This is a genomic window from Nesterenkonia suensis, from assembly GCF_054782935.1.
This window is the reverse complement of record NZ_BAAGRN010000026.1, coordinates 71,563-91,761: the sequence shown is the minus strand read 5'-3', so window position 1 is coordinate 91,761 and position 20,199 is coordinate 71,563. Positions and strand designations below refer to the sequence as shown.

The following is a 20,199-nucleotide window of genomic DNA, read 5'->3' as shown; positions in this document are numbered from 1 at the left end:
GGACCGTCTGATCAGGTCAGCACGATCCAGAGGGTGACGAGCAGCACCAGCAGCCCGGCGAGGATCAGCCCCACGGCGATCCCGATCACCCGAAGCCTGCCGGGGCGCCGCAGTCCCTGGACCCGGCCGTGGGGCTGTGCCCCGATGGGTTCGGGCCCGACATCCTGGCGCTGCCCTCCCAGAGGTGCCAGCGGGCTCGGCGCAGAACCCCGGGACGTCTGGTCCGGCGCCTGCACCGGAGACATCGCAAGGGGCTGCACAGGAGGCTGCGGAGGCTGCGGAGGCTGCGGCGGATGCGACCCGGCCGGCCGGGTCTCCTCCGGCGGCACCGGCCGGGTGGGTGTCCCCCGGCGATCGATCAGCGTCGTGGAGTCGGTGCCCGGCTCATGAGCAGGTGCTGCAGCGACGGCAGAGTGGGCCGACGCGGCGAAGCCGGCAGAGGAGTCGGCGGCGGAGGAGCCAGCCGAGGACCCGGCGGAGGACCCGGCGTCATCGGGGGCTGCCGTGGCGGGGGCTGCCGTACCGTGCCCGTCGGCAGGACCATCCGGGGTCCACCCGGAGGGCAGGTCAGGCACCTGGTCGAAGACCTCCACCTCCCCGAGGATGCTCTCGAGCGGGGCGTGCTCGGAGCACAGGCCGGTGGCGGCGAGCATGCGACGGGCGGTGGCGGCATCCGGCAGGCGTGCCCCTAGGCCGGGACGTGCCAGGCCGGTGACGACGTCGACCAGCCCGGCCGGCAACTGATGCGGCACCTCCGCTGCGGCCAGGGCCTCGGTGGCCTCCGGGTTCGGGTCCGGGCGCAGCCCGAGGAGCATCTCCACCGCGCACATGCCCGCGGAATACAGATCGGCCCGCGGGTCCGGCTCCCAGCCCAGCGTCAGACACTCCGGGGCGAGATAACCAGGGGTGCCGAGGGCATAGGGCCCTTGGGTGAGACGGGGTTCATCGATCCCGGCGGCGATGCCGAAGTCCGCCAGCCAGAGCTGCGGGCGGTCCCGGCCGGTGGCGTCGAGGAGCAGGTTCGCCGGCTTCACGTCGCGATGGACGAGATTCTCCGCGTGGATGGTCTCCAGGGCGGCGAGCAGCTGGTCCAGCAGCACCGCGACCAGCCGGGGCGGCAGCGGACCGAAGTCCCCCACCAGGGTGGAGACGGACCCGCCGGCGATGATCGGCATGGTGAACAGGACCTTGTCGTCCTCCCCCGCCCAGCCGGTGGGGGCCAGCACATGCGGATGATCCAGGCGCAGGCTCTGCTCGCGGATGAAGCGCAACAGGGAGGTGGCGTCCACCTGGCGGAGCACTTTGGCCGCGCAGTAGGCCCTCCGACGGTGGTCCCAGACGCGCCAGACGGTGCCGACGCCGCCTTCTCCCAGCGGGTCGACGAGCTCATAGCGCCCGGCGAAGAGATCCCCCATCACGGGCCAGTGTACCGAGCGATCTGCTCAGAGTCCGGGCTCGGATCCGGGCAGCGCCCAGCGCAGCGGATTGGAGTTCCACGAATTGCCCACGGAGAGCAGGATCCGCCCGGAGATGTACCGGTCGGTGGACCACTCGAGCAACCGTCCGCCCGGGTCCCGGGAGACGCGCCGGTGCATCAGCAGGGCCGTTCCGCGGGAGATGCCCAGCATCGCGGCGTCCCGGGCCTTGGCTCCTTCGGCGCCGAACATGTGCTCGGCGTGGCTGAAGTGCACCTGGTGCCGTTGGGCGAGCACGGAGGTGACCGAGGAGGTGTCCTTCGGCAGCGCTTCGACGATCTCACCGAGCCACTCGGGGTAGTGCGTGCGCTCCAGCATGACGGTCTCGCCGTCGAGGGTGCGGATGCGGGTCACGGCGAGGACGCGCTGGCCCGGTCGGGCCTGGAGCAGCACCTCGTCCATCTCGGAGGCGATCTGCCACCGATTCTCCATAACCTGCCCACCGGGCTCCCGGCCGTGGCCGCGGGCCCACTGGGCGAAGCTGTGGAACTCGTCGAAGCTGGACTGCGGTCGCGGCACGCGCACCACCGTCTTCGGCCGTCCGCGGGTGCCGTCGACGGTGCCTTCGGAGACCAGTTCCTTCAACGCGACGCGCACTGTGCCCGGGGAGACGCCGAACCGCTCGCTCAGGGCTCGTTCCGAGGGCAGGGAGTCCCCCACACCGAGCACCCCGGAGCGGATCTCCTCGCGGAGCGCCTCCGCGATGCTGCTGAAGGCGAAGCCCGCCATCCTCCACCCCTTCCCCGATGTCGTCCCGGTGTCGTTCCGGTGTCGTTCCGGTGTCGTTCCGGCGTCGCACCGGAGCCTGCCGGGCATGCCGCTGACCAGTGTAGACGCTGTCGTCGCCCGGCCTTCGAATTCATCCCTGTCTCTGCTGCGGAGCTGACCCGTCGGCCCCGCCGGAAGCCTGCGTCGTGGGTGCCCGGATCCTCACCGAGCTGTCGCCCTCCGTTCACCCGGAAGGAACCCTACCGCCCCGGGCTGTCCATTTCCACTAGTGATCTTAGACTTGACTTCGATGAGTTCACTAGTGAACATGGAGTCTGTTCGATGCCGCAGGAGATCCCGGCCACACGCCGGGTCCCGCGGCACCCTCGATCACTCGACACCTGAAGAAGGGTTTGGCACCGCACTGATGAGCACACGAACCACCACCCTGCTCGGCACTCTGACCATCACCACCCTCGGGCTGGCCGCCTGCGGTGGAGACTCCGGCGCCTCGGAGTCCTCCTCCAGCTGGCGCGAAGCCACCACCGTCGAGGACGGCGGCGGCATGGACCAGCTCATCGAGGACGCTCAGGCCGAAGGCACCTTCAACGCCATGGGCCTCTACGAAGACTGGGCCAACTACGGCAAGCTGCTGGAGGCCTTTTCCGAGAAGTACGACATCGACATCGTCAACGACACCTCCACCGGCTCCAGCCAGGACCTCATCAACGCGGTGATCAACCGACAGGGCCAGGACAGCTCCCTGGACTACCTGGACACCGGGATGAGCTTCGCCGAGGAAGCCGACGCGGACGGCCTGCTGGCCCACTACACCCCGGCCACCATCGACGACGTCGACGAGGCGTTCCGGTCCGAGGCCGGCACCTGGATCAACCATCTGGGCGGCACCATCGCCATCGGCTGCGACACCTCCCGCGTCTCCGACTGCCCGGAGGACTTCGCCGACCTGCTGGACCCGCAGTACTCGGGCCAGGTGGCCCTGCCCTCCGACCCCACCGCCTCCGAAGGCGCCTTCATGATCGTCCACGCCGCGGCTGAGGCCAACGGCGGATCCTTCGACGACATCGAACCCGGCATCGAGTACTTCGCCGAACTCTCCGAGATGGGCAATCTGCTGCCCGTGGAGGCCAACGCCGGAACCATCGAGACCGGCGAGACCCCGATCGTGCTGAACTGGGACTACCTGCTGCAGCCCATCGCGGACGACTTGGCCGAGGAGGCAGGCATCGAACTGGAGATCACCCTGCCCTCCGACGGACAGGTCTCCTCCTTCTACGCCGCCTCCCTCAACGACGACGCCCCGCACCCCGCCGTCGCCCGACTGTTCTTCGAGTTCCTCTTCTCCGACGAAGGCCAGAACATCCTGCTCGAGGGCTACGTCACGCCTGTCCGCCTCGACGCCATGATCGAGGCCGGCACCGTCGACCAGGACGCCCTGGAAGCCCTTCCCGGCGAAGGCGGGGTGGAAGCACCCCAGCCCACGCTGGAGCAGCGAGAGACCAACCAGGCCGTCGTCGACGAGCAGTGGGCAGGTGCCATCCGGTGACGACCCCGGTCACCTCGCGCGACGCCGCTCCCTCCCAGCTGAGCCGCGGCCGGTCCGACCGGCGGACCGGCCGCCGGCTCGGCCGGGAGACCTGGTCGGCCCTGCGTCACCCCGCCACGCTCTCGCTGCTGCCGCTGGGCTTTCTGCTGGGACTGTTCTTCATCCTGCCGATCGTCGGCATGGCCATCATCGCGTTCACCGTCACCACGGAGGACGGCGCCACCGGCGTCGGCCTCGATCACTTCGCCGCGCTCACTACCGGCTCCCATTCGCAGGCCGTGCTGAACTCCCTGCAGGTCTCGGTGGTCGGTGCCCTGATCGCCGCGGTCGTCGGCGCCGTGACGGCCTTCTGCATCAGCCTGATCCGCTCCAAGAAGCTGGACTCCGTCGTGGCCGTCTTCTCCTCGGTCTTGGCCAACGACGGCGGCGCGCCCCTGGCGTTCGCCTTCATCGTGACGTTGGGCAACGCCGGAGTCGTCTACTCGACGCTGAACCTCGAAGCCACCGGCTTCTCGCTGTACTCCTGGCAGGGCCTGGTCGTCATGTACCAGTACTTCCTGATCCCCACCATGGTCATGGTCACCCTGCCCACGTTCATGGGGCTGCGTCGCGAATGGCGCGAGGCCAACGCCGCACTCGGCGGATCCCCGGCGGTCTTCTGGCGGCGCGTGGGTCTGCCCGTGGCCGCACCTGCGCTGCTGGGCGGGCTGATCCTGTGCTTCGGCGCCGCCTTCGCCACCCACGCCTCGGCCGCCGTGCTGATCGGCGCAGGAGGCTTCCCGCTGATCCCGCTGAACATCTCGTCCCTGCTGGGCCAGAGCCCCTCCAGCCAGCCTGTGGCCATGGCGCTGGGCGTCACGATGGTGGTCGTCGCGGTCGCGGTGCTGTTCCTGTTCAACCGCCTGCAGCGAAGGAGCACACGATGGATGCAGTGACCTCCCCGCCGGCCCCTGCGACCGGGACGGGCCGCGGCCGTGCCCTGCGGGCCTCCCGCTGGGTGCCGGTCGTCGCCGTCGCCCTGTATGTCACCATCCCGGTGCTCTGCTCGATCGCCTACGCTCTGTTCCCCGGCGGCAGCTTCTCCGTGGACGCCTACTCGGTCATCACCGAGGACGCCTCCCTGGCCGCGGCGGCCAGCCGAACCTTCGCGATCACCGCCGCGACGATCGTCACTCTGGTGCTCGCCCTGGTCCCCGCTCTGGTCGCAGTCCACCTGTGGGCGCCCCAGCTGCGCCCGGCGCTGGAGATCCTGTGCACTCTGCCCCTGGTGGTTCCGCCGATCGCGATCGCCGCCGGCGTGGTCGCGCTGCTGAGGGCAGGAGCTCAGCAGGGACGCGGCTCTCTGGGCAATCAGGTCAGTCAGTTCCTGCAGAACCCGGACCTGCCGCTGATCCTGGTCGGGACCTACGTGGTGCTGTGTCTGCCGTTCACCTTCCGATCCATCGACGCCGGCCTCCGCACGATCCCTCTGAAAGCCATGGTGGAAGGCTCCGCGATCCTGGGCTCCAGCACCTGGGGCACCATCTTCCGAGTGGTGATCCCGAACATCCGCGGCTCCATGCTGTTCTCGGTGTTCTTCACCACGGCCCTGTGCTTCGGCGAGTTCTCCCTGGCCGCCACGCTGAGCCAACAGACCATCCCGGTCTGGCTCTATGACGTCTCCTCCCATGACTTCCGCGCCTCCATCGCGATCGCGGTGCTGCTGAACCTGACCACCTGGGCGCTGCTGTTCGTCGCGACGCTGTCCGCCGACCGGTTCTCCCCGGCCGGCCGGGCGGCACGTGCCGAGAAGCAGCTCCAGAAGTCCACCCAGAAAGCTCCCACCTCATGAATGCGTCCGTGACATCTCCCGTGACGACCCCCGCAGACGCTGCGTCGTCCTCCGCACAGCCCGCTCCCGTGACCTCCAACGAGGTGACGCTCGAGGGTGTGTCCAAGTCCTTCGGACCCACCACAGTGCTGAAGAACCTGGATCTGACCATCGGCGCCGGCGAGCTGGTGACCGTGCTGGGGCCCTCCGGCTGCGGCAAGACCACCGCGATGCGGATCCTGGCCGGATTCGAGCGCCCGAGCACCGGCCGCGTCATCGTCGGCGGTGAGGACCTGACCGCGGTGCCGCCCAACCGACGGGGCATCGGCATGGTGTTCCAGGCGTACAGCCTGTTCCCCAACATGAGCGTGCAGGACAATGTGGAGTACGGCCTGCGCGTGCGCAAGGTCCGGCGAGAGAAGCGCCGGGCCCTGGCCGTGGAGATGCTGGAGATGTGCGGACTGGGCGAATTCGCCGCCCGCTTTCCGCACCAGCTCTCCGGCGGGCAGCAGCAGCGCGTGGCGCTGGCCCGGGCCCTGGCCACCCAGCCCGAGGTTCTGCTGCTGGACGAGCCGCTCTCCGCCTTGGACGCGATCGTGCGCACCCAGATCCGTGAGGAGATCCGCCGGCTGCAGCAGCAGCTGGGCATCACCACGATGTTCGTCACCCACGATCAGGAGGAGGCGCTGGCCATCGCCGATCGGGTGGCCGTGCTCAACGGTGGGATCATCGAGCAGATCGATGAGCCGCAGGCCGTCTACCAGCGTCCGACCACGGAGTTCGTCGCCCGATTCGTAGGCACTGTGACCGAATTGGGCGCCGACCCATCCTTCACTCGCGGAGCGCTGCCGGCCCAGGCGCCGCGGGCTGGGCTGGACACCGTCTTCATCCGCCCCGAGAACCTGACCCTGCTGCCGGAGGAGGACGGCCGGTGCACTGTGGTCTCCCAGATCTACACCGGCGAGCGCACCGTGGTGCGTGCGGAATCTGCCGACGGCGTTTCGGTGACCAGCTCCGTCTCGGCCGCCGAGGCCGCCGACCTGGTGCCGGGCACCCGAGTCTCGCCGCATCTGCTCTCCGCCCCGGCCCTCCGACTCCCCTCCCGCACCATCGAGGTGCCCGCATGATCCGGACAGGACAGGTGGCCCACCTGGGTCCGCTCCGGGAACAGGATCGGTCGGTCACCGCCGAGGCGGTGATCTTCGACTGCGACGGCCTGCTGGTCGACTCCGAGTCGGTATGGATGGAGCTGATCGCCTCCTGGCTGCCGCAGGGCACCCCCACGGCGGACACCGCAGACACTGCGGACACTGCGCTGGAGGACTTCCGCGGCCTGGGGGTCGACGAGTCGGCGCGCCGGCTGGCCGAGCTGCTGGGCTCCCCGGCGAGCGCCGCAGGGATCGAGTCGAAGCTCACCGCACGCTATTCGTCGCTGTTGGCCGAGGGGGTCCGGCCGATGCCCGGGGCGGTGGAGCTGGTGGAGGCGCTCTCCGGCGTCGTCCCCCTGGCGGTGGCCAGCAACGGACTGCGCGCCGATGTGCTCGCCATGCTGGCCGACGTCGGGATCCTGGAACGGGTCGACGTCGTGCGCACCCTTGACGACGTCGCCGCCGGCAAACCGGCCCCGGACCTCTACCTGGCGGCCGCCGCGGCGCTGGGGGTCGCCCCCGAGCAGACGGTGGCCTTCGAGGATTCCCCAGCCGGGTCACGGGCCGCGCAGGCCGCAGGGACGACAGTGATCGGGGTGAACGCGGACACGGGTGTGGAGCTGGCCTGCGCGCTGCGGCTGACCCGGCTCACCGACGTCGAGACCCGGGTGGCGCCGGAGGGCGTCGAGGGCCGAGACTGATCCGCTGTGCCCGCTGCTGAGGGTAGAGACCATGCTGAGGGTGAAGACCATGCTGAGACTGATCTGGAGGAGACCATGACCACGCCCACCGAAGCCGCCCGTCCGGCCGCACTGACCGCGGGGACCGCGGAGACCGACCGGCCTACGCTGCGCCTGTTCTGCTGGAACCTCTGGTTCGGCGGAGAGAAGGTCGCCGACGGGCGGCACAAGCAGATCGACGTGCTGCGAGGGCAGGAGGTGGATCTGCTCTTCCTGCAGGAGTGCTGGGGCGACGCCGGCGGGCGGCTCGGCCGCACCCTGGGGATGACAGTGGCCCAGCAGTCCTGGGACAACGCGGTGCTCTCCGCAGGAGGCGCTCGACTGCTGCGGACCGACACCGCCCCCTATGCGACGGCTGCGATCGTCCAGACCCGGCTGGGTGAGCTGCTGGCCTGGTCTGTGCACCTGGCCCCGCAAGACTACGGTCCCTACCGGTCCGACGAGCTGCCCGAAGGGCGGGGCGCGGTGTTCTCCCAGGACGGCGAGGTGCTCCGGGACCAGCAGGCCCAGCAGGTGCTCGCCGAGACCGACCGAATCCTGACCGAGCATGGTGACATGCCGGTGGTCATCGCCGGGGACTTCAACGTGCCCTCCCCGGTGGACTGGGAGGCCGCGGATCGCCCGTCGGCCGACTGGCCGGCGACCCGTCGGCTGATCGACGCCGGGTACACCGATGCCTTCCGCGCGGTGCATCCGGACCCGGCTCGGGCCCCGGGACGGTCCTGGTCCCAGATCCACACGCTGAGCGACGAGCCGCGGGACCGGATCGACTTCATCTACGTGCGCGGGCTCGAGGTCCTCGCCGCCGACCATGTGGGCGGGGCGGCCGACGACGCCGACGCCGGTGATGATCAGGGGTTCGTCCCCTATCCGGGGACCTGCCGACACATCCCGGACCATGAGGACAACGAGTTCCCCTCGGACCACCTGGCCGTGCGGGCCGTGGTGGCCTGACCGGCCGGGGGCACCGCGATGAGGAACAGCGCCGAGGAGTACGGGCCTCCGGTGGCCTGGATCAGCCAGGTGCCGGTGTAGGGAGCGACACCGCCGAACAGGGCCGCTCCGAGGGTGAACGGCCGGGCGAATCCGACGTATCGGGACCTGGTGGACAGCGATTCGGCGAAGAAGGACGGGAAGACCGCGTCGTTCAGGGTGACGATCGCCAGCGCGGTGACCAGGGCCAGGATGGCCAGCGGCACGCTGCCCACGGAGAAGGTGAACATCATCGGGTAAGCGAGCAACATCAGACCGATGCAGGCCGCCAGGAGCGCTCTCTTGTAGTAGGCGCCGGCGTTGAGCGCCATCACGAGCAGCAGCCGGGTCATGCCGGGGGCGTTGGCCCAGAAGCTGCTCCTGGCCCCGGCACGGTCCTGGCGCGTCTGCGCCTGCTTCCGCGTCTGCTTCCGCGTCTGCTTCCACGCCTGCTTCTCGGCCTTCGCCTCCTTGGTCGTCTGGGCCTCTCGCTCCTCACGGGCGTCCATGACTTCGCGGAAGTAGGGCGTCTCCTCCAACCGGTACCCGAGGTACAGGGTGATCATGCCCAAAGGGCCTGCCATCAGGAACGGCACCCGCCAGCCCCAGGACTCCATCGCCTCTGACGACAGCGACGAGTACAGCACGGTCGCGGTGAACGACGCGAGCAGGAAGCCCGCCGAGGCGGCCATGGGCACCGCACTGGTCATGAACCCGCGCGATCGGTTGGAGGCGAACTCCGCGATGTAGGTGCCGGCCCCGGCGTACTCGCCGGCTGCTGAGAAGCTCTGCACCATGCGGAAGAAGAGCAGCAGGGCCGGAGCCGCGACACCGATGGCGGCGTAGGGCGGGATCAGCCCGATCGCCACGGCGGCGCCGGACATCACCAGGATGGTCGTCGCCAGGATCCGCTTGCGGCCGAGTCGAACCCCAGCATTCTCCAGAAGAGTGCGCCGACGGTGCTCCCGTAGCGTGCGATCGTCAGCATCACGATCCGAGCATTCGGAAAGGACGATCAATGATTGGCCAGAACGAGTACTACGACGGCCAGGTGCGCAGCCTGGAGTTCGCCAACCAGCAAGGCAAGTTCACCGTGGGCGTCATGGAGCCGGGCGAATGGACCTTCGAGGCTCCGACCCGCGAGTGGATGATCCTGCTCCGCGGGACCTGGGACGTCCGCCTTCCCGGACGTGATGACTGGGTGACCTACACCGAAGGCGAGTCCTTCCAGATCGAACGCGACGAGTCCTTCACCGTGCGCATTGCGGACACCGTCGCCTACGTCTGCCCCTACACCTGATCGGCACTCTGCGGCCGGGCTGCATGCGGGCTGCGTTCGGGCTGCGTATGGGCGCGGTGGACGGGGCGGCACTGCGCGCCCCGCCATGCCATCGGCACCTCTGGCGTCCTCTCGGGAGGCCAGAGGTACCGAGGCGTCGCGCGGCGCCGGCCGCGCCGCGCCGTGCGGACTCAGTCGTGCGGACTCAGTCGTGCGGACTCAGTCGTGCAGCGGCGAGACGGTCAGCCCATCGATGATCGGGGCCTGCCCCGCCCGGAGCGGGATGCCCGGCCAGTTGTCCTCCGCGGAGGTCTCACCGTCGAGATTCGGCTTCTCCTCCGCCGAGATCCTCACGGAGTTCTCCCCTGACTCGAGGTCCAGCACCACAGTGCGCTCGACGAAGTTGTTCTCATGGAACGTGGGCGCGAACATGTGCCGCTGGGGGTCCCCACCGTTGACGGAGAACTCCGCAGGTCGGCCCATCGGGTTGGGGTTGTAGTGCGTCGCCGGGACCTGCTCCGGATTGGAGTACCTCACCACCACGGCGTGGGGGCCCGCCTGGGCGGCCTCGACCGTGAAGGTCACGGCGTTCTCATTGCCGGGCTCTCCCCCGACGCCGGTGACCGCAGTGCCGTCCTCGGCCAGGGAGAGTTCGGTCAGCGCAGCCTCGCCGGCGAACTCGCCGTCCGAGGCCGCCAGCTCAGTCACCGGCAGAGCCTCCTCGGAGGGCGCCACTGTGAGACTGTCGATCATCAGCCACTTCCGGTCCCCGGTGTGGGTCACGGTGACCTTGTTGACCCCACCGTCCAGGTGGGCGGCGATCGAGACGTCGCCGTCGACCTCCGCCAGCTCCCGGCCGTTGAGGCTCATCGTGCCCTCGGCGCGGCCGAAGGTGGACAGCTCCAGCTGCGCCTCGCCGTCGACCTCCCCATAGACCCAGAAGGTGATGCTCTCCCCCTGGGCGAGTTTGGCCCCGCCGGAGCCGGTGCCGTCCTCAGGTCTGTCATGCTCGGCGAAGGATCCCTCATGCTGGGCGATCTCCGCCGGGTAGACGGTGACGCCGTCCTGCTGGCGGGACAGGGTGATGCGGTCCACGAGGGCATCACCCTGAGTGGTCCGCTCCCCGTCCAGGCTGTGGGTGGACAGCGAGATCGTGTGGGTGCCCTCAGCAAGTTCCACAGTGGTCTCGGTGTGATCCCAGACCACCCACTTGTAGCCCAGCGGCAGGAACAGCTCCTGCTCGGCCTCCCCATCCACGGTGAGGAACACATTGGTGGGCCCCTGCTCCTGCACCAGGTCGAAGGTGTTGAGGCTGTTGGCGAAGACCGAGAGGTCATACGTGCCGTCTTCCGGGACCTCGACGGTGAAGTCGATGGACCCCTGGCCCCCGGTGCGCAGCCCGCCCACGTTGTACCCGCCGGAGGTGTAGAACCTGTCCACCGCAGCCGGTGAGCCCTCAGGACCGTTGATCCCGAACCCCTCCCCGGTGAGCTGGGCGTCCTCGGCCTCATAGCTGGCCCGCCACGCCTGGCTGATCGTGTCCTCCCGGCCAGCTCCGGCCGGGGCCAGCACGATCTCATAGGCGGAGGACTCGGTGAGCAGCGGCAGCTCATCGCCGTCGAAGCGCACCTGGACCTGCCCGTCCTCCACCGGCAGCACCAGCTCCGCGAGCTGGCGCGGCTGGGCAGAGTCGCCGAGCTGACCGGTCCAGGGGATCTCGTGGACCCATGCGCGCACCTCGTCGCCGAAGACATCAGCAGGGACCTGATCGAAGGTCACCGGGGCCAGGCCGTCGGCTCCGCCGATGAGCGTGCGGGCGGTGTGGTTCCGTTCGTCCAGGGCGGCGACACCCTGCAGGGTGTAGTTCTCCCCGGGGTGGGGTGCGGTCAGCTCCACGGTCTCGCCGCTGAGCTTCGCATACGCATTGTAGAGCCACCACTGGCCGTTGCCCCGATTCGCCTGCACCGCAGAGTCCGCCAGGTTGCCGTTGATGTTCCAGAAGGCGATCATCGCATCGACCTTCATGTCCTCGATGGCGGAGATCCACTGGATCATCTGGCCCGGCACCGAGGTGTGGTAGTTGAAGGCGTACTCGTTGATGTTGATCGGCAGCTCCACCCCCTCATACTCGGTGCCGGGGTAGATCGCCTCCTCCCAGCTGCGGAACTGGGCCACCGAATCGCGGATCGCCTGCGGGTGGGTCAGCTCGTGCCAAGTGACGATGTCCGGCAGCGTCCCCTGCTCCACGGTGTGCTCCAGGTAGCCTTCGATCTGGGGCCACAGGTGCTCCGCACCTGGACCAGCGATGCGCATCTCGATGCCGGTCCGCTCCGACCAGTCCCAGATGGTGCGGTAGACCTCGTCCCAAGTCTGGAAGAACGGCCCCGGCTCGTCCAGCCAGGACTCGCCGGGAGCCTGCACGCTCCATTCGGCGTTCGGGCGGTCGCTGAACATGTTGCCCTCGGGCTCGTTGAACGGCTCGATCACCAGATTCTGCGCCACCTGGCGGCGTTCCTCCTCGCCGCGGTCAGCGTACTCCTCGATCATCTCCAGCTGCTCGTCGAGGATGCGCAGGAAGTCCTGCCGCCGCTCCTCCGGGGTCTCCCCCGGAATCTGGTACGGGAAGCCGCGGTACCAGTCGGTGATCCGCAGGTAGAGGTCCCCGCCGGTGGTCTCGGCCAGCTGGGGCAGGACCTCCAGGGCGTCGGAGCCGGGGTGCTGCGAGCCGTCCTGCGCCTTGGTGGCCACTGACCGCAGGTTCATCCCCTCGATGAGGTTGTCCGTGGGCATCCCTTCGTCATACAAGCCGTAGAGGACTCCGGAGGCCCCACCATGGACGTCTCCGCCGCGGTGGGAGAGATCCACGGTGACCTCCTGGTCCTGCACCGTCACCCGAGCGGTGATCTCGATGCCAGCGGCCTCCCCGGTCACGATGAACTCGCCGACCTGCGCGTAGGCCTCCGGGTCGACGTCTTCCCAGCTGACCGGCACCGAACGCGGATAGCCGTCGGTGTACTCGGCCCGCACCTCACCGGGCAGCTGCGGGGCGGAGCCGGTGTTGGCCTGGACCTCCACCTCGGTCTCGATCGCCTCCCGCTCCGGGAGGTCACCGTCCTGAATGTCAGCCACCTGATCCTCCGTGAGTGCGGCGTCGTAGATGCGGAAATCATCGATCTCGCCGGTGAAGGGCGGATCGGGGTAGAAGGAGCGCCCGATATGGCCGCTGGTCTCGGTCTCGGTCGCGCCGGTCCAGAGCTCCGAGGCGCTGACGGTGGTCGCGGTGCTTCCCACCGGGACGCCGTTGAGATAGGTCGTCAGGGTGTCCTCGGCGCTGTCGAGAGTGACGGTCAGCGTCGCCCACTGATCCGCATGCAGGGGACTCAGCCCGGTGACGGTCGACTCTCCCCCGGCCCCCTGGGTGGTGATCGCCGCGCGAAGCTGACCGTCCCCGTGGGAGGGCGTGACGAACAGATAGCGTTCAGTGTCGGCGCCCAGCGCGACGAGCCACTGCCAGGCGCCGCCGTCTCCGCTCCACTTCACCCGGGTGGAGACGGTCAGGTCCTCGGCCTCCTGGAACTGCCCCGCAGGGAGGGTCACCTGGCCGCCGCCCAGTCGCAGGCTCGAGCCGTCCCCGGCGTCGACGACGTCGACCTCTCCGGTGACGCTGCCGTCCAGACCGTTGCCCGAGACGTCGGGAAGGCGGTCTCCGTCGAGCTCGTCCATGGTGTAGTGCAGGATCGGGTCGGGCGGGGCGGCGTGAGCGGGAGCTCCCCCGGCCAGCACGCCGGCCCCCAGCGCGACGGCGGCGGCGCTCGCCGTCGCGCCGGAGATGCGGCCTCGCCGTCTCGTCAGGTGCTGCATCGATGTGTCACCTCTCCGTGTCGTGGATGATCCGGTGTCAGTGCTGGTGCGAGATCAGTGCTGGTGCGAGATCAGTGCTGAACCGGTGTCAGTGATGATCCGGCGAGCGGGAGGAAGACCCGCATGGTGGAGGGCCCCCGCTCGGCCCACCGGTGATAGGGCACCAGGGGCGCAGTGAACGTCCGAGGGGCACTCTCCGGAGCCGTCGGCGGAGGGCCGAACGGCGGTGCTCCGGGGCGCGGCGCGGCACCAGGCACCACCTGCAGCCGCACCCGGGCGCCGTCGTCATGTGCGACCAACGGCTGATCCGGATCCAGACGCAGGTCCTCCAGGGCGACGCCCTCCGGCAGATCGATGGACTCCAGACAGAGGACCAGCGGACCACGCTCGAGGGCGACTGTGCCGCGCACCGCGTCGACGCGCGGATCCGGCCAGGTCAGGCGCAGAGCCGTCCCGAGATCCAGCTCCACCGCGTCCCCGGGCGCCAGCCGCTCCCCGACCTCGGCCCAGCCGGGCGGCACCGACCTCCGAGACAGCAGGACTCCGTCGGCACTGGTCACCGTCAGGGCGGCGCCGTCCGCCCAGGAGGGCACCCGCAGCCGCAGCCTGACGGGCCCCTCGGGAACCTCCGTGATGACCAGCCCGACCTGCCCCTGGTGCGGATAGTCCCCTTGGACACGCAGCCCCAGATGCCCGGCGGGCAGTTCGGCGCGGATCTCCCCGGGCATATACTGCAGCACCGAGACCCGCGGCACCCCCTCTGCACCGGAAGCCGCCGGCCCGCGAGACGGCACCGGCTCCTCGAGGGCGTCGATCGAGAACACATAGTGCTGCAGCGATGCGAGGGTCCGCGCCACGTTGGTCGGGCAGCAGGAGACGTCGAACCACGGTGCCCGCAAGCCCCCTTCCGCCCGCATGTGCACTCCCTCGGCCTCCTGGACGTCGGGCTCCTGCCGCAGCTGCAGGGGATTGGCGTAGAAGAAGGCCCGTCCGTCCTCCGCGGCGGAGGTGGCGATGATGTTGAACAGGGTGCGCTCGATGAGGTCCAGGTGTTCCACCTCTCCGGTGGCCAGGTACAACCGCCACGAGACCATGACGGAGGCGACCCCGGCGCAGGTCTCACAGTAGGCACGGTCACCGGGCAGTTCGAAGTCCTCGCCGAAACCCTCGTCCTGATGGCGGGAGCCCATCCCCCCGGTGAGATAGGTGCGCCGCTCCACAGTGCGCCGCCACTGGCGCAGCAGCGTCTCCAGCAGCGGCTGGTCCTCGGTGTCCATGGCCAGATCCACCGCGCCGGCGGTCAGGTACAGGGCCCGCACCGCGTGGCCGCGGAGCACCTGGGCCCGACGCAGCGGCACGTCGTCCTGGAAGTAGTCGGCGGCCAGCAGCGCGGGGACCGGCAGGCTTCCATGGCCCCGCCGGTCGAGGAACAGCCGGGCCTGGTCCCGGTAGCGGGACTCCCCCAGCGTGCGGCTCAGCTCGACCAGGGCGACCTCCACCTCAGGATGACCACAGATGCCGGGTCGCCCGGCAGGGCCGAACTCCGCACAGATGTGCTCCGCCGCGGCCCGCGCGACACGGACCAGCCGATCTGCCTCCACCTCCTCCGGAGGGAGACTCCGGGCACGGGCCACCGCCGCCTGGAGCAGATGACCCATGGTGTACAGCTCATGCCCCATGGACAGGTCTGAATAGCGCGGAGGCAGCCCGGGGTGTCCGAAGGCGGTGCTCAGGTAGCCGTCGTCGTCCTGGGCCGGGGCGATGCGGGCGACCAGCCCCCGATGGAGCTCCTCCATCTGCGGGTCGCCGGTGCGGGCCTGCTCCCAGGCCACCGCCTCGAGGAGCTTGTAGACCTCGGAGTCGGAGAACTGCCAGCCCGGACGGTCCCCTGTGGGTTCTCCCCGGGCGACGCGGTCGAAGCTCTCCAGCCAGCCCAGCCGCTCCAACCACTCCACACAGTGCGACAGGGTCGCCCGGGCGTTGATCTCCTGGCGTCGGCCCCAGAAGCTCCTGGGGTCCAGGCGGACCTCGTGGGTCCGGGCGCCGCGCCGTCGGCCATGGGCCGGCACCACCGGCGCGGCCGCCCCGATGGTGGGGGCGCCCGATGACTGGGGGCCGTCGGTGGTCTTCAGGGGACGCTGCTCAGTGTGATGAAGAGTCACGGATCAGTCCTTCACTGCCCCGGCGGTCACACCGGCGGCCACATAGCGCTGGGCGATGACCAGAAGCACCGCCGCGGGGATGGAGGCCACGACGGCGGTGGCCATGATGGCGTTCCACTGGGTCGTGTTGTTGCCGATGAACGAGTAGATGCTCAGCGTGATCGGGATGAAGTCGGCGTTGCGGCTGAGCGTGGAGGCGAAGATGAAGTCTGACCAGGCCCAGAGGAAGGCGAAGAGCGAGACGGTCAGGATCGAGTTGCGGCTCATCGGCAGCACGATCGAGACGAAGACCCGCCAGACCGTGGCGCCGTCGATGGCCGCCGCCTGGAGCAGCTCCCGCGGCAGTCCGCTCATGAACGCCGTGAACAGCAGTACCGCGAAGGGCACCGCGATGGTCGAATCGGCCAGGATCAGGCCCCAGACGGTGTTCAACAGGCCGAGCCTGACGTAGACGGCGTAGAACCCCATGGCCATGACCACCGCCGGCAGCATCTGCGCCACCAGCAGCACGAAGTTCAGACTCCGCTCGCCGCGCAGGTTCAGCAGCGCGATCGCGTAGCCCGCCGGCGCGGCGATGACCACGGTCAACGCCACGCAGCCCAACGCGATGACCAGACTGGTGGCCAACGACGACATCTGGTGATCGAAGACCGCCACGTACCCCTCCCATGTGGGGTCTGCGGGAACGAGCTGCGGTGGGCTGGAACGCAGGTCTCCGGTGCGGGTCAGCGACACGTTGAGCATCCAGTAGACGGGAAAGAGCATCAGGGCGGTCAGGACCAGCCCCAGCAGCGTCTTCCACCAGGGTCGGCGGGCGATCATGACTCCTCCTGTCTGCGCTGGACCCACACGTAGAGCAGTCCGCAGATCAGCGCGATGACGATGAGCAGATTCCCGACGGCGGCGGCCGGTGACATGTCCGGCTGACCGGTGCCGAAGGCCTCCCGGTAGGACCAGATCGCCAGCGTGGTGGTCGAGTTCGCCGGACCGCCGGAGGTCATGATCCAGATGATGTCCACCACTTTGAGGGTGTACACCAGCCCGAGGAGCAGGGTGATCGCCGAGACCGGCCGCAGCAGCGGGAAGGTGATGCTGACGAACTGGCGCCACGGGCCGGCACCGTCCAGGGAGGCCGCCTCATAGAGCTCCTCGGGGATGTTCTGCAGGCCCGAGTGGAGGATGACGAGGTTGAAGGGGATGCCCAGCCAGATGTTGGCGATCAGCACACCGATCATCGCGGTGTCCGGCGAGGTCAGCCAGTTGACCTGACCGATGCCGACGATGCTCAGGAAGGAGTTGACGATGCCGTTGTCACTGTTGAGCATCCAGGCCCAGGCCGAGCCGGAGACGATCAGCGGCAGCAGCCACGGCACCAGGAACAGCGCGCGCAGGGTCGCCGAGAGTCGGAAGCCGGACCGGAAGAAGACCGCCAGGGCCAGGCCGATCGTGTACTGGAAGACCAGCGAGACCAGCACGAACGCGGTCGTGTTCCACATGGCCTGGGCGAACAGGCTGGAGGTGATGACGTCGACGTAGTTCGCCAGGCCCACGAACTCGGCGTCGCCCTGGACGAACGCCCGGACGGTGTAGTCGTGGATGCTGAGGTCGATGCTGCGCATCAGCGGATACGCGTAGAAGGCGATCAGGTAGATCACCAGGGGTGCGACGAAGCCCGCGGCGGCCAGCTGGGAGCCGCTGGTCCGTCGTCGTGCGCGGGCCGCCGCCGGCCGGGGTGATCCGCCCGGCCGTGTGGCAGTCCGGGCAGCGCCCCCGGGGCCTGCAGGTCCGCCTGTCCCGCCGACGGGGAGCCCGGTGGGGCGTTCCCCGACGGCGAGCCGGGCCGGCTGGGCCGACTGGGCCGGCGCGTCAGTGGATGGGGTGCTCATGGGTCGATTCCTCGCCGGCCGGGTCAGTCGTCGGAGGAGACCTGCGCCTCGGCGGCCTCCTGGGCGTCGGTGAGCGCCTCCTCCGGGGTCTTGGCCCCGGAGAGCGCGTTCTGCACGGCTGTCCACAGTTGTTCGGAGATCACCGGGTAGTCGGTCCCGAGGTCGTCGCTGGTCCGGCCCTTGGCAGACTGCACCGCCTCCACCCAGGTCTCCAGCTCCGGGTTCTCCTCCAGGAAGGCCTCCTGGCCTTCTCCGGTCGGCGGGATGTAGTAGGCGAAGGTCTCTGCGGTCTCCACGAAGCCCGCGGGGGTGGTCATGCATTCGATGATCTGCACTGTGGTCTCGTAGCGCTCAGTCTCGGACTGCACCGGCGCGATGATGAACTCTCCACCGGTGGGGGCCGGGGCGACGCCGCCCTCTGGGGTGGGCAACTCCATCACACCGGTCTCGAAGTCCGCCTCGGCTGCGGCGTTGACCTGCCAGGTGCCGTTCTCCACGAAGGCGAAGTCGCCGGTGAGGAACTCCTCCCAGGTGCTGTTCTGCGAGTTGTCGATCACCGACTGGGGCGCGTGGCCCTCGTCCAACCAGGAGGTCCACAGCTCCAGCGCCTCGACGGCCTCCGGCGAGTCCAGCTGGCGCAGGTCTGCCCCGGCGCCCCAGAACCAGGGCAGAAACTGGAAGGAGCCTTCCTCGGTGTTGATGCCGGCGAAGGTGATGCCGCGGTGTCCGGCGTCCTCCACCGATTCGAGGGCTTCGGTGAGCGAGTCCCAGCCGGAGATCGATTCCGGGTCCACTCCGGCGTCGTCGAGGATCTCGGCGTTGTAGTAGAGGGCCAGCGTGTTGGCCCCGACGGGGATCCCATAGGTCTCGCCGTCGAGCTGACCGGCGGCCAGGAGGTTCTCCTCGACGTGGGAGACGTCGAGCCCGAGCTCGTCCACTGTGGTGAGCATGTCGGTCTCGGCCAGGGTGGACACCGCCGGGTTGTCCAGCAGGATGATGTCCGGTGAGGTGCCCTCCTGAGCGGAGAGCAGCGCCTGGTTGGTCAACGAGGTGGTGTCATAGGCGGTGCGGTCGATGCGCACTCCGGCCTGTTCGCCGCAGCTCTGCACCCGTTCATCCCAGTCGGAGCCTCCCTCGTGCTGCGGGTACGGGTCCCACCAGGTGAACGTGTCGTCTGCGGCGACGTCACCTCCGGTGCCGCCGCAGGCGGTCAGGATGCCCAGGGAAGCGGTGGCGGTGAGCGCGGCGAGGCTCAACCGGGAGCTGCGGCGGGTCCTGGTGCCGACGGTCGTGGTGGTCATGGTGTCTCCTCCTGGGCGAGATGTGGTGGCGCAGTGGCGAACGGTGAGGCAGGTGAGGCAGGTGGTGCGGTGGCCGGCGCGCGGGCGCCGTCCTCAGCGGGACGGCGGCGCGGCTAGGCTGCCGCGGTCGGTGAGCGTCGGGTCGACGAGCTCGACTCCGTACGGGGCCCCGGAGGGCACTCGGCCGGTGACACGCCCCACGAGCCGGTCGACCGCGGCGCGACCGAGCTCGTCAGCGGCGCTGTCGATGGCGGAGAAGGGCAGGGAGAAGGTGCGGGCGAACTCATCGGAATAGCGGCCGATCACCGAGAGGTCCTCAGGGGCGCGCAGGCCCCGGGACCACAGGACATTGGGCAGCGCGGCGGCTGCGGCTTCGTTGTTCAGCAGCAGCCCGGTGGCCCCCGGGTAGGCGTCGAGGACGCCATGGAGGTCCTGGCCGATGGCCGGCTGGGAGGAGGAGCCGAAGGTGGCGTGGACGGTGACGCCGAGTTCTGCGGCCCGCTGCTGGGCCGCGTCAGCGAGCCGCCAGACGTAGGCGCCGCCGCGGGCCACCACATGTTCCGGCTGGGAGACCAGGACGAGTTCACGGTGGTCGAGCTGGTGCATCCTGTCGACCATCAGGCGACCAGCCGCGGCGAAGTCCAGGTCGAAGATGTCGACGTCGCCGGTGCGGCCCGGCAGGCCCACGGTGGAGGCGGGCTGAGGGACTGCCGCCAGCGCGTCCAGCCGTTCGTCCTCCTCGGAGACGTTGAGCAGCAGGAAGCCGTCGACCTTCCGCGACCGGGAGAGCCGTTGCAGGGCCCGCACTCCGTCCTCCTCCGTGACCATGAGGGTGTCGTAGCCGAGCGAGCGGGCGTGGTCGGTGACCCCGAGGATGTACTCCAGCATCGCGGGGGCGAACTCGTCGTCGAGGAACCGGGCCAGCAGTCCGAGCACATGGGTCTGCGAGGTGGCCAACGCACGCGCCCCGGCATTGGCGGTGTATCCGAGTTCGTCGACGGCGGCCTGGATGCGTTCGCGGACGGATGGCGAAATGGGCCTCTTGCCTGAGAGCGCATAGGACACGGTGCTGCGGGACACTCCCGCCGCTCGTGCGACATCTCCGATGGTGACCACGGCGACCCCTCCTGTCGAACCGATTCGATTGATCGAACCGGTTCTACAGTAGCGTGGCCCAGATCACGTCCACAAGGGTGGGTCAGAGCGTTCGACGAGCACCCCACGGACGAGGCGGCGCATCCTCGCAGGTCAGCCGATCGTGACGGAAATGTCAGAGATTTTGTGGGGTGG

At 69.3% G+C, this 20,199-nt stretch carries 16 protein-coding genes; 7 read left to right on the top strand and 9 right to left on the bottom strand.

The annotated features are described in order from the left end of the window. Positions 1-11: 11 nt before the first annotated feature. Both ACYVKI_RS14340 and ACYVKI_RS14335 read right to left on the bottom strand, forming a co-directional pair. The gene (locus ACYVKI_RS14340) at positions 12-1,415 is read right to left on the bottom strand and encodes a serine/threonine-protein kinase (RefSeq protein ID WP_460691043.1); all 1,404 of its coding nucleotides are present in this window, start codon (positions 1,413-1,415) and stop codon (positions 12-14) included. A gap of 27 nt (positions 1,416-1,442) precedes the next feature. Beyond that, positions 1,443-2,204, bottom strand: a complete 762-nt coding sequence (locus ACYVKI_RS14335; RefSeq protein WP_460691042.1) for a GntR family transcriptional regulator — start codon at positions 2,202-2,204, stop codon at positions 1,443-1,445. Positions 2,205-2,610: 406 nt separating this feature from the next. On the opposite strand from ACYVKI_RS14335, the gene ACYVKI_RS14330 reads away from it, so the two are divergent. The 6 genes from ACYVKI_RS14330 to ACYVKI_RS14305 all read left to right on the top strand — a co-directional run bounded on the left by ACYVKI_RS14330 (position 2,611) and on the right by ACYVKI_RS14305 (position 8,402). Further along, positions 2,611-3,750, top strand: coding sequence for an ABC transporter substrate-binding protein (locus ACYVKI_RS14330; RefSeq protein WP_460691041.1), 1,140 nt, complete (start codon positions 2,611-2,613; stop codon positions 3,748-3,750). Continuing rightward, on the top strand, positions 3,747-4,685 hold the full coding sequence (locus ACYVKI_RS14325; RefSeq protein ID WP_460691040.1) for an ABC transporter permease: 939 nt from the start codon (positions 3,747-3,749) through the stop codon (positions 4,683-4,685). The genes ACYVKI_RS14330 and ACYVKI_RS14325 overlap by 4 nt, the downstream gene beginning before the upstream one ends. Beyond that, positions 4,673-5,581, top strand: coding sequence for an ABC transporter permease (locus tag ACYVKI_RS14320; RefSeq protein ID WP_460691039.1), 909 nt, complete (start codon positions 4,673-4,675; stop codon positions 5,579-5,581). The genes ACYVKI_RS14325 and ACYVKI_RS14320 overlap by 13 nt, the downstream gene beginning before the upstream one ends. 68 nt (positions 5,582-5,649) lie before the next feature. Beyond that, complete coding sequence (locus tag ACYVKI_RS14315; RefSeq protein WP_460691038.1) at positions 5,650-6,687, top strand: ABC transporter ATP-binding protein; 1,038 nt, start codon at positions 5,650-5,652, stop codon at positions 6,685-6,687. Beyond that, positions 6,684-7,409 carry an HAD family hydrolase gene (locus tag ACYVKI_RS14310; RefSeq protein WP_460691037.1) on the top strand — a complete coding sequence of 242 codons (726 nt, stop codon included), beginning with the start codon at positions 6,684-6,686 and terminating at the stop codon, positions 7,407-7,409. The genes ACYVKI_RS14315 and ACYVKI_RS14310 overlap by 4 nt, the downstream gene beginning before the upstream one ends. Positions 7,410-7,484: 75 nt before the next feature. Next, positions 7,485-8,402, top strand: a complete 918-nt coding sequence (locus ACYVKI_RS14305; RefSeq protein WP_460691036.1) for an endonuclease/exonuclease/phosphatase family protein — start codon at positions 7,485-7,487, stop codon at positions 8,400-8,402. Here ACYVKI_RS14305 and ACYVKI_RS14300 read toward each other — a convergent pair. Continuing rightward, a complete protein-coding gene (locus ACYVKI_RS14300) occupies positions 8,315-9,439 on the bottom strand; it encodes an MFS transporter (RefSeq protein WP_460691035.1) in 1,125 nt (374 codons plus the stop codon). The two genes, ACYVKI_RS14305 and ACYVKI_RS14300, sit on opposite strands and share 88 nt — an antisense overlap. Between ACYVKI_RS14300 and ppnP the strand changes: the two genes are divergently transcribed. Further along, on the top strand, positions 9,439-9,720 hold the full coding sequence (gene ppnP / locus ACYVKI_RS14295) for a pyrimidine/purine nucleoside phosphorylase (protein ID WP_460691034.1): 282 nt from the start codon (positions 9,439-9,441) through the stop codon (positions 9,718-9,720). The genes ACYVKI_RS14300 and ppnP overlap by 1 nt on opposite strands. 198 nt (positions 9,721-9,918) lie before the next feature. Here the strand turns inward: ppnP and ACYVKI_RS14290 are convergent, their stop codons facing one another. From ACYVKI_RS14290 to ACYVKI_RS14265, 6 genes are all read right to left on the bottom strand, one after another. Further along, positions 9,919-13,560 (bottom strand): LamG-like jellyroll fold domain-containing protein, encoded by a 3,642-nt coding sequence (locus tag ACYVKI_RS14290; RefSeq protein ID WP_460691033.1) that lies wholly within the window; start codon positions 13,558-13,560, stop codon positions 9,919-9,921. A gap of 71 nt (positions 13,561-13,631) precedes the next feature. After that, complete coding sequence (locus tag ACYVKI_RS14285) at positions 13,632-15,722, bottom strand: glycoside hydrolase family 127 protein (RefSeq protein ID WP_460691032.1); 2,091 nt, start codon at positions 15,720-15,722, stop codon at positions 13,632-13,634. Positions 15,723-15,725: 3 nt separating this feature from the next. Next, the gene (locus ACYVKI_RS14280) at positions 15,726-16,544 is read right to left on the bottom strand and encodes a carbohydrate ABC transporter permease (protein ID WP_460691031.1); all 819 of its coding nucleotides are present in this window, start codon (positions 16,542-16,544) and stop codon (positions 15,726-15,728) included. Next, positions 16,541-17,608, bottom strand: a complete 1,068-nt coding sequence (locus ACYVKI_RS14275) for a carbohydrate ABC transporter permease (protein ID WP_460691030.1) — start codon at positions 17,606-17,608, stop codon at positions 16,541-16,543. Before ACYVKI_RS14275 ends, ACYVKI_RS14280 begins: the two co-directional genes overlap by 4 nt. 23 nt (positions 17,609-17,631) lie before the next feature. Further along, positions 17,632-18,909 (bottom strand): sugar ABC transporter substrate-binding protein, encoded by a 1,278-nt coding sequence (locus ACYVKI_RS14270; protein WP_460691029.1) that lies wholly within the window; start codon positions 18,907-18,909, stop codon positions 17,632-17,634. A gap of 93 nt (positions 18,910-19,002) precedes the next feature. Then, a complete protein-coding gene (locus ACYVKI_RS14265) occupies positions 19,003-20,025 on the bottom strand; it encodes a LacI family DNA-binding transcriptional regulator (RefSeq protein ID WP_460691028.1) in 1,023 nt (340 codons plus the stop codon). Positions 20,026-20,199: the final 174 nt, after the last annotated feature.

Coding starts and splice junctions, on each gene's coding strand:
- ACYVKI_RS14340 (WP_460691043.1), bottom strand. CDS start 1,415: ATGGGGGATCTCTTCGCCGGGCGCTATGAGCTCGTCGACCCGCTGGGA.
- ACYVKI_RS14335 (WP_460691042.1), bottom strand. CDS start 2,204: ATGGCGGGCTTCGCCTTCAGCAGCATCGCGGAGGCGCTCCGCGAGGAG.
- ACYVKI_RS14320 (WP_460691039.1), top strand. CDS start 4,673: ATGGATGCAGTGACCTCCCCGCCGGCCCCTGCGACCGGGACGGGCCGC.
- ppnP (WP_460691034.1), top strand. CDS start 9,439: ATGATTGGCCAGAACGAGTACTACGACGGCCAGGTGCGCAGCCTGGAG.
- ACYVKI_RS14305 (WP_460691036.1), top strand. CDS start 7,485: ATGACCACGCCCACCGAAGCCGCCCGTCCGGCCGCACTGACCGCGGGG.
- ACYVKI_RS14290 (WP_460691033.1), bottom strand. CDS start 13,560: ATGCAGCACCTGACGAGACGGCGAGGCCGCATCTCCGGCGCGACGGCG.
- ACYVKI_RS14275 (WP_460691030.1), bottom strand. CDS start 17,608: ATGAGCACCCCATCCACTGACGCGCCGGCCCAGTCGGCCCAGCCGGCC.
- ACYVKI_RS14270 (WP_460691029.1), bottom strand. CDS start 18,909: ATGACCACCACGACCGTCGGCACCAGGACCCGCCGCAGCTCCCGGTTG.
- ACYVKI_RS14330 (WP_460691041.1), top strand. CDS start 2,611: ATGAGCACACGAACCACCACCCTGCTCGGCACTCTGACCATCACCACC.
- ACYVKI_RS14310 (WP_460691037.1), top strand. CDS start 6,684: ATGATCCGGACAGGACAGGTGGCCCACCTGGGTCCGCTCCGGGAACAG.
- ACYVKI_RS14280 (WP_460691031.1), bottom strand. CDS start 16,544: ATGATCGCCCGCCGACCCTGGTGGAAGACGCTGCTGGGGCTGGTCCTG.